Annotated in this window: 12 protein-coding genes; 11 read left to right on the top strand and 1 reads right to left on the bottom strand. The window is 58.0% G+C overall.

Features of this window, described 5'->3' with window-relative positions:
- The 11 genes from N0M98_RS09090 to ptsP all read left to right on the top strand — a co-directional run bounded on the left by N0M98_RS09090 (position 1) and on the right by ptsP (position 10,609).
- Complete coding sequence (locus N0M98_RS09090; protein WP_259617619.1) at positions 1-882, top strand: NAD(P)-dependent oxidoreductase; 882 nt, start codon at positions 1-3, stop codon at positions 880-882.
- Entirely contained in the window at positions 879-1,157 is a 279-nt protein-coding gene (locus N0M98_RS09085) for a YciI family protein (protein ID WP_259617618.1), read from the top strand. The genes N0M98_RS09090 and N0M98_RS09085 overlap by 4 nt, the downstream gene beginning before the upstream one ends.
- Positions 1,158-1,434: 277 nt before the next feature.
- Positions 1,435-3,534 (top strand): BglG family transcription antiterminator, encoded by a 2,100-nt coding sequence (locus tag N0M98_RS09080; protein WP_249861721.1) that lies wholly within the window; start codon positions 1,435-1,437, stop codon positions 3,532-3,534.
- Between the two features lie 27 nt (positions 3,535-3,561).
- Entirely contained in the window at positions 3,562-4,005 is a 444-nt protein-coding gene (locus N0M98_RS09075) for a PTS sugar transporter subunit IIA (RefSeq protein ID WP_249861722.1), read from the top strand.
- Entirely contained in the window at positions 4,002-4,265 is a 264-nt protein-coding gene (locus N0M98_RS09070) for a PTS sugar transporter subunit IIB (protein WP_249861723.1), read from the top strand. The genes N0M98_RS09075 and N0M98_RS09070 overlap by 4 nt, the downstream gene beginning before the upstream one ends.
- A gap of 26 nt (positions 4,266-4,291) precedes the next feature.
- Positions 4,292-5,587, top strand: a complete 1,296-nt coding sequence (ulaA, locus tag N0M98_RS09065) for a PTS ascorbate transporter subunit IIC (protein WP_259617617.1) — start codon at positions 4,292-4,294, stop codon at positions 5,585-5,587.
- 197 nt (positions 5,588-5,784) lie between these two features.
- Positions 5,785-6,777: a phosphotriesterase family protein gene (locus tag N0M98_RS09060; protein WP_249861725.1), complete on the top strand. Its 993-nt coding sequence runs from the start codon at positions 5,785-5,787 to the stop codon at positions 6,775-6,777.
- Between the two features lie 13 nt (positions 6,778-6,790).
- Complete coding sequence (locus N0M98_RS09055) at positions 6,791-7,543, top strand: creatininase family protein (RefSeq protein WP_249861726.1); 753 nt, start codon at positions 6,791-6,793, stop codon at positions 7,541-7,543.
- A gap of 47 nt (positions 7,544-7,590) precedes the next feature.
- A complete protein-coding gene (locus N0M98_RS09050) occupies positions 7,591-8,325 on the top strand; it encodes an SIS domain-containing protein (RefSeq protein WP_259617650.1) in 735 nt (244 codons plus the stop codon).
- 257 nt (positions 8,326-8,582) lie between these two features.
- Positions 8,583-8,852 (top strand): HPr family phosphocarrier protein, encoded by a 270-nt coding sequence (locus tag N0M98_RS09045; protein ID WP_259617616.1) that lies wholly within the window; start codon positions 8,583-8,585, stop codon positions 8,850-8,852.
- Complete coding sequence (gene ptsP, locus N0M98_RS09040) at positions 8,852-10,609, top strand: phosphoenolpyruvate--protein phosphotransferase (RefSeq protein WP_259617615.1); 1,758 nt, start codon at positions 8,852-8,854, stop codon at positions 10,607-10,609. Before N0M98_RS09045 ends, ptsP begins: the two co-directional genes overlap by 1 nt.
- Positions 10,610-10,771: 162 nt before the next feature.
- Here the strand turns inward: ptsP and N0M98_RS09035 are convergent, their stop codons facing one another.
- Positions 10,772-11,701, bottom strand: coding sequence for a phosphotransferase family protein (locus N0M98_RS09035; protein ID WP_249861729.1), 930 nt, complete (start codon positions 11,699-11,701; stop codon positions 10,772-10,774).
- Between the last annotated feature and the right edge of the window lie 125 nt (positions 11,702-11,826).

Here is an 11,826-nt window from a genome sequence, read left to right as displayed (position 1 = left end):
ATGAAGCTGGCTTTTATCGGCCTGGGCAATATGGGGCTGCCGATGGCGGCGAACCTGGTTCAGGCAGGCTACGAAGTGTACGGATTGAACCGGAGCAAAGGAGCGGAGGAACGGTTCCGCGAGAGAGGTGGGAAAGTCGCCGGCTCGCTGTCCTCGGCCGCCATGCAAGCGGATATTGTGATGACCTGCCTGCCGATGCCGCAGGACGTCTTGGACGTCTACACGGGAGGCGACGGCTTGATCGCGAGCTCCCGAGAAGGCGCGCTGCTGATCGATTTCAGCACGGTGTCGCCCGATGTGAACCGGACGATCGCCGAGGCGGCGGAGGCCCGAGGCGTCCGCTTTCTCGATGCGCCGGTCAGCGGCGGCACGACAGGAGCTGCGGCGGGAACGCTGAGCATTATGGTCGGCGGACGGCAGGAAGATTTCAAGGAGGCGCTTCCGGTGCTGGAGAAGCTGGGCTCCAACATTTATCATGTCGGCGGCACGGGCAGCGGCACGATCGTCAAGCTGCTGAACCAGCTGATGGTCGGCATCCATACGCAGGCGGCGAGCGAAGCGCTGGCGCTGGGTGAAGAGATGGGTGTGCAAGCCGATGTGCTGGTGCCGATACTGACCAACAGCTTCGCGCAAAGCCGGATTCTGGAGCGCCATTATTCGCAGTTCATCTCGCGCAGCGAGTACGCCCCCGGCTTCGCGCTCAAGCTGCTGCACAAGGACGTCGGCCTGGCGCAGCAGATGGCGTCGGGACGGAGCATGGACATTCCGCTCGGACGGCATGTGCTGCAGCTGCTGTCCGAAGCGGCGGATACCGGTCTGGCCGCACAGGATATGTCGGCGATGTATTTGCGGCAAAAACAGCAAGGAGGCGTAACCCGATGAGCATATTCGTTTGTTTGCTGCCGATGCTGGATGCGGAGAAGAGCGCGCAGTTTCGGGAGGAGCATCTCGCCTACCTGGACCGCCAGCGCAGCCTGGGGCGCATTATCGCCAACGGACGGTTCGCCGACGGCTGGGGCGGCATGGTGATTTACAAGGCCGAAAGCTTGGGCGAGGTGAAGGCTTGGGCCGAGAACGATCCGTATGTGATCAAGAAGGCGAGAACGTACGACATTCACGAATGGGATATGGTGTCCGAGCATTTCAAGCTCGGCTAGAAGTTTGTCTGACGGAACTTGTTCGCCAGGCTTCTAGAATCGCCGGGCTTCCCGAAGATGTTCATGTTAAGTATGCCCGAAACGGCAAATGTTTACCACTGCTTCGAAACTTAAGCCCCGCGCTGCGGGGTTATTTTGCGTTCACTTTTGCACAAACGGACCTCCACAAATTGAACTGTCTTTCCTTTCCCGTCTGTAGGTATAATCGAACTGAAAAAAGCGTCACACTAAACGGTAAAGGAGTTGATGCCGTATTCTGGACGAACGCAGTACCCGGATGCTGACGCTGCTTCTGGACGCAGCGGATTATGTATCGCTGGAAGAGCTGATGCAAAAGCTCGGCATCTCCAGACGAACCGTTTATTATGATATGGACAAAATTAACGGATGGTTGAAAGCGATTCATCTTCCGCCGGTCGAATATGTCAGGACCGCCGGCTATTATTTGCCGGACGAGAGCCGCAGCGGCATTCCGCAGCTGGCTGAAGGGGGCGGTGCCCAGCCATACTATTTATCCCCGAGAGAGAGGCTTGCCTGGCTGGCGCTTCAGCTGCTGTCGGCGGAGGAGCCGCTATTCGTGCACCATCTGACGGACCTTCTGCAGGTAAGCAGAGGAACCGTGCTCAAGGATTTGAATATCGTCCGTCCGGAGCTGGAAGATTGGAAGCTCCGGCTAACCTACGACCGCAAGCAGGGCTATCGCGTTCAGGGAGACGAGAGCGACAAGCGGAAGGCGCTAAACGGTTACTTCGGGCATATTGCCGGGGGACCGGGCTGGGAGAGAGCGTTTCACCGCAAGCATGAGCCGGGCGAGCCCGATCTGACCGAGGCGCTGTTTCCTCCTATGAAGGAAGAGCAGCTGAAGCAGGTGTACCGACTTATTGCGGATAGCGCAATGGCGATGGGCGCAGATTTGACCGACGAGATGATTTTTAATTTGACCACCCGCTTCCTGCTGTATACGCGGCGGATTCAGGAGGCGCGGTTCATTTCGATCGACGAAGACGAGCGCGGCGTGCTCCGCAAGATGCCGGAATTCGCGGCCGCCGCCCGCATCGCGGAAGAACTCGGCCGGATGTTCGGCGTCTCCTTTCCCGGCGAAGAAGTCTGCTACCTGACGATGCATCTGCTCGGCGCCCGGGTCAACCGGGTGGAGCAAATGACCGGCTCCGCAGAAGTCATTCAGCGTCTGCGGGAAGCGGCCAAGCAGATGGTCGACGATTTTCAGCGCCATGCCTGCGTATTTCTGCCGAACCGGGAGACAATGGAGGACAATCTGCTCGTCCATCTGAAGCCGGCGTACTATCGGATCTTGTACGGTCTTGAGCTGGAAAATCCGCTGCTGGACAATATCCGCTCCAAATACGGGGAAGTGTTCGAGATCACCCGCCGTTCGGCGGCGCCGTTTGAACGGATGGTCGGACGAAAGCTCAACGACAACGAAATCGGCTATTTGGCGATGCACTTCGGCGGCTGGCTGCGCAGGGAGAACACGCAGCCGGCGGCAAGAAAGCGGGCGGCGATCGTCTGCGTCAACGGCATCTCCGCTTCGCGGATGCTTAAGATCCAGCTGGACCATCTGTTCTCGGCCGTCGATATTACGGCGGTGCTGTCGCTGCGCGAATACGAGTCGTTCAATGAGGAGAGCGTCGATTTTATTTTCTCGACGGTGCCGCTGCCAGGCAGCAAAGCGCCCGTGTTCGTGGTCAATCCGATTTTGAGCGACAAGGACAAGGAGCATCTGTTGAACCGGATCAACACGGTCGCCGGCCTCAAGTCGAGAACGCAGGCGAGCACGGTTCAGGCGCTGCTGGATATTGTCCGCAAGCATGCCGAGGTCCATAACGAGCAGGGGCTTGCCGAGGAGCTGAACCGTTACTTGTCTGCGGGGAAGACGTGGCTCAGCGAGGCGCGCAAGCCGTCTCTGACCGATCTGCTTACGGAGCCGATGATCCGCGTGAAGAAGGAAGCGGCCGATTGGCGGAGCGCCATTCGCGAAGCCGCCGAGCCGTTGCTGAGCGACGGGCGCATCGACGAGGCTTATATCGAAGCGATGATCGCCAAGGTCGAGGCGCTCGGCCCTTACATCGTCGTCGCGCCCGGCATCGCGATCGCTCACGCAAAGCCGCAGGACGGGGTGAAGAAGCTCGGGATCAGTCTGCTGCGGCTCGCGAAGCCGGTCGCTTTCTCGGAGGAAGCCCGCCATCAGGTGCAGATTATTCTCGTATTGGCGGCGATCGACGGCGAATCCCATCTGAAGGCGCTGTCGGAGCTGACGCTTCTGCTGAGAGAGCAGGAGAGCCTGACTCGGCTCAAGGAGGCCAGCACGAAGAAACAAATATTGCAGCTATTACACGCCGGTCCATACACCCGATGAAGCGACCGGATTGGGGAGAGATGAGAAATGAAATTTTTAGAACCGTCATTGATTGCCTTGGATGTTGAAGCCGAGACGGCGGAGGAGGCGATACGCCTGGCGGGAGCGCTGCTGGCGGAAGCGGGGGCTGCGGAAGCGCGCTATGCCGAAGCGATGGTGCAATCTTACCGCGACAAAGGCCCTTACTTCGTTCTCGCGCCTCGCATCGCCCTGCCGCACGCCCGTGCGGAGGACGGGGTGAAGGAAGCGTCCGTCTCGCTTCTGCGGTTAAAGAAGCCTGTCGCATTCGGCCATTCGGCCAACGATCCGGTACAGCTTGTATTCGCGCTCGGCGGCTCCAACAGCTCGGAGCATATCGCCATGCTGCGCAAGCTGACCACCTTGCTAAGCAATCCGGACAACGTGGAACAATTCAAGCAAGCATCCGATGTGGAAACCATCCAACAACTAATTAGGGGGAACGAACAATGAAAATTTTATGCGTATGCGGTCTGGGACAAGGAACAAGCCTGATTTTGCGAATGAATGTGGAAAATGTGCTGAGCGGCATGGGAGTCAGCGCGGATGTGGAGCATACGGATGTTTCTACGGCATCCGGAACGGCCGCCGACTACATCATCACCAGCAACGAGCTGGCACAAAGTCTGCAAGGACATGCGGCCAAAATCGTGATCGTCAACAACTATTTCGACAACAATGAAATTAAACAAAAATTGGAAGAAGTAATGTAATTCACTTTTAGAAGGGAGAGGGCTTTATGGACGTGCTTTTTTGGATCGCCACCAATATTTTCGGAACACCGGCCATTCTGCTCGGCTTTATCGTTCTGGTAGGTCTTCTGCTTCAGAAGAAGTCCACGAGCCAGCTCGTCAGCGGCACCTTTAAGGCGATCATCGGGTTCCTCGTCATCGGCGCGGGTTCCGATGTTATCGTCAAAGCCTTGAACGTGTTCGAGCCGATGTGGAAGGAAGTCTTCGGTCTGGAGAGCGGCTCGCTCGGCACTTTTATGGGGCAGGATGCGTTTAACGGCAAGTTCGGCAGCGCCGTCACTCTGGCCATGCTCGTCGGCTTTTTGATTAACGTGGCGCTGGCCCGCTTCACCCGGTTTAAATTCATTTATTTGACAGGACATATGATGTTTTGGACATCGACGATTTTTGCCGGGGTTATCGTGCATGCCGCCGGCGGCGTCGCGATCTGGAAGCTTGTGTTGATGCTTGCCGTCGTGCTCGGCTTGTACTGGACGTTCCAGCCCGCGCTCGTTCAGCCGTTTCTGCGCAAAATTACCGGCAACGACAATATCGCCCTCGGTCATACGTCGGCTTCGGTTGCTTTGCTGGCGGCGTTATTCGGCAAGCTGCTGGGCAATAAAAACAATGATTCCGAGAAAATTAAAGTGCCGAAGGGCTTCGAGTTTCTTCGCGATTCCAACGTAATTACTGCGCTCAGCATGGGGATTTTGTTCCTGATCGGGGCTGTCATCTTATCGACCAAAGGAACGCCGGCCGCCGAGGAATTGATCAAGCAATCGGGCGACCAGAACTTTATTATTTATTCCATTATCCAATCGTTTACATTCGCAGGCGGTATCGCCATCGTGCTGATGGGCGTCCGGATGTTCGTCGGCGAGCTGGTGCCGGCCTTCAACGGGATTGCAACCAAGCTCGTGCCCGGAGCCAAGCCGGCTCTCGATGCGCCGGTAGTGTATCCTTACGCTCCGAATGCGGTCGTTCTCGGCTTCCTGGGAGCTTTCGGCGGTGCCATCATCTGGCTGCTTGTACTGGGCAACACGGTTTCCTACATCTTCGTGCCGACGATGATCGTCTTGTTCTTCCACGGGGCTACGGCCGGCGTGTTCGGCAACTCGACGGGCGGCGTGCGCGGTGCCGTGATCGGCGGCTTTATTACATCGACCATTGTCGCATGGGGACAATTTTTGATGGTCCGCTTCTTTATCGCTTCGACGGTGCCGGATACGGCCATGTGGGCGGCGGATTCCGATATGTTCATCATCGGGCCGGTGCTGCATTTCCTGGCGAAGCTGTTCTTTTAACGGGAAACAATCGCTTTTGTCCCCGGGTTTCTTGAATCGTTAATTCGCAAGACGGTTGAACTCCGGGGATAAAGGCGAACGCTGCCGCTTCTACAGACTGTTTTGGCTTACCAGAGTCTGCTTGTTCACCGGTATCCATTCGATCTTCCTGTCGCTGCCGGCGTTCATACTTAAATAGAGAGTGGAGGAGAAACCTTATGAGCTTTATACGTACTTTACATGGAGATATCCGCAAGGAAGAACTCGGCTTCACCTATTCTCATGAGCATATCGTATGCCGTCCGGCCTTCTGGCAGGAGCGGGGAGAAGACGATCTGCTGCTCGACGATAAGGAGAAATCCAAGCTGGACGTTCTCGATTTCAAACGGCACGGCGGCCGCGCGATCGTCGATGCGACGGCGGTCGATTACGGGCGCGACGTTCAGGCGGTGCAGGAAATTGCTCTTGAGACCGGCATCCGCATCGTCGGCACGGCCGGTTTCAACAAGAGTTTCCTGTGGGACGCGCAAATCAAGGAGGAGCTGAAGCCGCTCACCGGCGACTATGCGACGTATACGCAGTGGATCGAAGCGAAGAGCATCAATGAGCTGGCGGACTTCGTCATCCGCGAAGTGGAAGAAGGGCTCGAGGGCTCGCCGTTCAAAGCCGGTCAGGTGAAATTCGGCACAGGGTACAACCGCATCACGCCGCTGGAGGAGAAGACGCTGCGCGCCGTCGCCCGCGCCCATCACGAGACGAAAGCCCCGATCCATTCCCATACGGAAGTCGGGACGATGGCGCTGGAGCAAATCGAGCTGCTGAAGAGCGAAGGCGTCGATTTGACTTACTTGAGCCTCGGGCATATGGACCGCAATCCCGATCCGTATTATCATGCGCAGATTGCGGCGACCGGCGCTTATATGAGCTTCGACGGCATCGGCAAAATCAAATATGCGCCGGAGAGCACGCGGATTGCGCTGATCTTGGAGCTTGTCCGCAAAGGCCACGAGGATCAAATACTGATCAGCGGAGACACCGCCCGGAAAACGTATTACAAGCATTACGATCACGGCCTCGGCTTGGAGTACATTATAGCCAAATGGGTGCCGCGTTTTATAGATGAAGCGAATCGTGCGGGCTTTGACGGGCAGAAGCTGATTAATAAATTTTTTATAAGCAACCCGGCAAACTGCTTCTCATTCAAAAAATAAGGAGGAGCGCGCGATGAACTTCGAACTCGAAAATTCCTATGAAGTGCAGGAGAAAATCCGCAGCAAGCGCTCGGTTATACTTCCGGTCGGAGCGGTCGAGGCGCATGGCCCCCATCTGCCGCTCGGTACGGACAACCTGCTGGCGGCCAGACTCGCGGACAAGCTGGCGGAGCGGACGGACAGCTTCGTTCTGCCGGTTCTTCCTTACGGCCAAGTGTGGAGCCTGCGCAATTTCCCGGGGAGCATCAACGTCTCCAACGAAGCTCTTATCCGGCTGCTGGCCGATATCGGCGAAAGCTTGTACAAACAGGGGTTCCGCGTCTTTGTCATGGTCAACGGCCATCTCGGCAATGCGGTGGCGCTGAAGGAGGCCGCGCGGGTGTTATATGACAGGGTGCCCGGGTTGAAAGTGTTTTATTTCTTTTATCCGGGAACGAAGGAAATTACCGCCGAGGTACGGGAAACTCCCGCCGCCCACGCCAGCTATATGCATGCGGATGAGATTGAAACGTCTTATATGCTTTATCTCGCAGAGGAATACGTGGATATGAGCCGGGCGATCGACGGAGCTCCGCATATCCCGGACGATGCCGATTGCACGCCTACGCCATGGGAGGAAATGACTTCCTCTGCGGTGCTCGGGGATGCAACGCTGGCGACGAAGGAAAAAGGGCGGAGGATTATCGAGCGAAGCCTGGATGTTATGGCTGAGATGGTGCTTCAGGCGAAACGGGAGCACGCCGAATCTCCGGCTGGAACAGAATGACGGACTGCTGAAGAAAGTATGACAACAGGAGCTATGAGGTGAGAACGATGATGACCAAATACTTTGATATTATAGGAGAGCTGCTTAACAAGGTTCGTGACGAACAGGCCGGAACGATACGCGAAGCGGCCGGTAAAGTGGCGGACTGCATCCGGGGCGGAGGCATTATTCATTTGTTCGGCTGCGGACATTCGCATATTTTGACCGAGGAAGTGTTTTACCGGGCCGGAGGGCTCGTGCCGATTCGTCCGATTTTCGTCGAAAAGCTGATGCTCCATGAAGGAGCGGTGCGCTCGTCGGAGCTGGAGAGGCAGAACGGCCTTGCCGCCGGGTTTATGAAGGAACAGGATATCCGGCGGGATGAAGTCGTCTTCGTCCTGTCCACATCGGGCCGCAATCCGGTGCCTGTGGACGTGGCGATGATGGCCAAGGAAAAAGGAGCCTATACGGTAGGCATCACTTCGCTGGAATATTCCAAAAGCCAGCCGTCGCGTCACGAAAGCGGCCGGCATCTGGCGGACGCCGTCGATCTGGTGATCGACAATTACTCGGTTAAAGGGGACGCGGTGTTAACTCATCCCGGTCTGCCGGTGCCGTTCGCGCCGAGCTCGACGGTGATCGGAGCGGCCATATTGAACGCGCTGCTGGCGGAATCCATTGAAATAATGATTGAGCAAGGGTTCCGGCCTCCCGTATTTTTAAGCGGAAATATCGACGGCTCGGATGAGCATAACCGGGCGTTGATTGCAAAGTATAAGGATCGGATTGCCTTGTTGTCCTAGTAAGCGTGTGAACAAGCGGCCGGAGAGCGGGTAAGGAGTTGGAATAGCGAGTGGAAACTTCTATCGACCGCAGGCCGCGAATAACTCGCCACCCTTTTAAATCCAACGCATGAAAACGATAATGATAAATCAAGCCGACTGCCGGGCCTGGATGAGCCGAAGCGGATCTAGCGATAAGGCGGGGAAGAAGAGCGCCCGTGCAACCGCACATTTCGCAGGCCGCGAAGCCGCCCGGCGGTTCGGGAAGGAGGAAAGACATGTTCGCACAAACCGTAACGATACAAAATGAGCAGGGCTTTCATGTCCGTCCGGCGCAGCTGTTCGCAGAGACGGCAGGACAGTTTAACGCAGAGGTTCGTTTGAAAACCGGAGATGGAGGCTCCGCGGATTGCAAAAGCATGCTGGAGCTGATGACGCTGGGCATTGAAAAAGGGACCGTTGTCACGATCGAAGCAAGCGGCGAGGGCGAGCGGGAAGTCGTCGAGGCTTTGGCGCAGCTGGTCGAAAGCAAGTTCGGTGAAGCCTGATGAACGGGCTGCATATTCAAGGAATCGGGGTGTCGGAAGGCATTCGGATCGCAAATGCCTATGTCTATAAGCCCGAGTCGGCCGCCGGCGTCGAAGCTTCCGCAGTGGAGCTTATCGCCGATCAACCGTCTGCGGTCGAGGCTGAGCTTGCCGAGCTGAGGGAAGCCAGAGCGCGCTGCGCGGGGCAATTGGATGAGCTGACGGCGAAAGCGAAGGAAGCGGTCGGCGAGGAGCAAGCCGGCATTTTGGCGGGGCAGAGGAAGCTGCTTGACGATCCGGCCTTCTATCCGAAGATGGAAGCTCGGGTTAGAGAGCAATTGGAGCCGGCGCCGCGAGCCGTTTCCGCCGTTGTAAGCCATGTCGCTTCGCTGTTCGAAGGAATGAACAATGATTATATGAAAGAACGCGCCGCGGACATTCGCGACATCGGCAGCCGTCTGCTGGCCTGTCTGTCGCCCGAACAGCCGCTCGGGCTTGCAGCTATTGCCGGAGAAGTAATTCTCGTTGCCGACGATTTGGCTCCGTCGGATACGGTGCAGCTCGACCCGGCTTCGGTGGTCGGCTTGATCACCCGCACCGGGGGAGCCACCTCGCATACCGCGATCCTCGCGCGGTCGCTCGGCATTGCCGCGATCGTCGGCGCAGGCGACGGCATCGACGCGATCCGCGACGGCGACACGCTCGTCGTCGACGGCTCCGCCGGGCTTTGCATCGCCCGGCCGCAAGAGGCCGAAGCGGAGCGGTATCGGCTCCGCATGAACCAGGACCTCGAGCGCAGGCGGTCGCTCGAGGCGTACGCGGCGCGTCCGGCGGTGACCGCCGACGGAGCGCGCGTCGAGCTCGCGGCGAACATCGGCAGCGCCGCGGAAGCCGAGGCCGCCGTCCGGCAGGGCGCCGACGGCGCAGGGCTGTTCCGCACGGAGTTTCTGTTCATGAACGCCCGGTCGATGCCGGGCGAAGAGGAACAGTTCCGTGCGTATGCGGAGGCGGCCCGCAACCTGGAGGGCCGCCCGCTGATCATCCGCACGATGGACATCGGCGGGGATAAGGAGCTTCCGTATTTGCAGCTGCCGAAGGAAGCGAATCCGTTCCTCGGCTTCCGGGCGATACGGATCGGACTTGCGCGCCAGGAGCTGCTTCGCACGCAGCTGCGGGCGGTCGTCAGAGCCAGCGCCTTCGGAACGGTAAAGGTGATGTTCCCGATGATCTCCGGCCTCCAGGAATGGAGGCAGGCCAAGGCGGTTCTGACCGAAGCGCAGGCGGAGCTGAGAAATGAAGGCGCCTCGTTCGACGAGAGCATGGAGGCCGGCATCATGGTGGAAATTCCGTCCGCGGCCGTCATGGCGGGGCAGTTTGCGCGGGAAGTCGATTTCTTCAGCATCGGAACGAACGATCTTGTTCAATATACGGTCGCGGCGGACCGGATGAACGAGCATGTGGCTCACTTGTACGATTATTTTCACCCGGCCGTCCTGCACCTGATCCGCAATGTCATCGAGGCTTCCCACGCCGCCGGCAAATGGACCGGCATGTGCGGCAGCATGGCGGGCGACCCGCTCGCCGCTCCGCTCTTGCTCGGGCTCGGGCTTGACGAATGGAGCATGGAGGCGGGCGGCCTCAGCCCGATGAAGGCGCTGCTTGCCGCGCTGGATCGCGGGGAGTGCCGCGCGCTTGCGCAGCGCATTCTCGCCCTCGACACGCCGCAAGCGGTGCGCCGGGAGCTGGAGGCATTCCGCGCCGCCAAGTCCGGACGCTGAACCGCTTCGCTCATACACGAATCATCGCTCTCCGGCTTGCGTTCAGGCAAGCCGGAGAGCGATTTTTCGGGACCGGCCAAACGGGCCGGATTACGATCGACTATCCGTTCGAAGGGTACGGGAAGATCGTATCCGTGTAAAGGGAATGAGGAGTACCGTATTTTAAGACAGGGCCGCAAAAGAGGACAGCTTATTTTTCATAAAATCATAGGCGGCCCGGTCTTCTTTCTTCGCGTAAAACCGCAATCCGTCCAGCCCCTTGAAGAGCAGATAGCACAGCAGCCGTTCCTCAAAATAAGGGATGGCGCGCCCCTCGGCCGCCCAGCGCTCGCGCACACGATAAGGAAATTGCAGCTGCGGAGCCCACATGTGCAGTACCGCCGCGTCCAGCATAAAATCGCCGTACATCGCGATCTCCCAATCGACGATCCCCGTTATGGTCCGCCCGTCGGACAGCATATTGCCGAAATGAAAATCGCCGTGAACCAAATAGCGCTCGGCAGGAGCAAAGCGAGACAGCTCCACCATCCTCCCGTAGTACGCGTCGAAAACATCCTTCTCCAGTATGCCTCCATCGAATAAAGCCCGCCAATTTTCAAAAAATCCTTGTTGCCGCTCCGCAAAGGCCGATTCCAGGAAAGCGGTCCAATCGTCGAACGGAGCTTTGCCCGAAGGGGCGATCCACCCGCAGCCCGCCGCTGAATCGATCGGGATGCCGCACAAGGCAGTGAAGGTGTCGATAAGACGGGGAGCGATTTCCCGAATCTCTTGTGGCGAGAGCAGGCTGACCGGCTTTCCCGGCACTTTCTCGGAGATGGCGTAGTACATGTCCCCGAGCTCTCCTACCGCTTCAAGCCGCGGAATCGGAACTCCGCAGCCTGAATAATGCTCCGCTATAAACCCGGCTCTATCGAAGCTTTCCCGGCTGTTTTTGAAATGGATGACATGCTCGCCCCGTTCGTCGCGGAAGCTGAACACTCTGCTGAGTTCTCCCATCTCGATCGGCGTTACGCCGGTTATATCCTCGCCTGCGATCTGCTGCAAATAATGCAAAGCCGATTCCGCGCTCATTTCCGGTTTGAATGTTTTCACTTCTGCTCCTCCTAACGCCATTAGGCTATGGTTGCCGCGCTGCTCCATTGTAGCAAAGCCGTCCGAGCTGCGTCCCAAGTCAGTTTGACTATAACGAAGCTTTCCCGGCCGGGCCGGCCGAGTGA

Origin of the sequence: Paenibacillus doosanensis (assembly GCF_025060755.1) — a bacterium.
GTDB lineage: Bacteria > Bacillota > Bacilli > Paenibacillales > NBRC-103111 > Paenibacillus_S > Paenibacillus_S doosanensis.
This window is presented reverse-complemented; position numbering and strand designations above follow the sequence as displayed.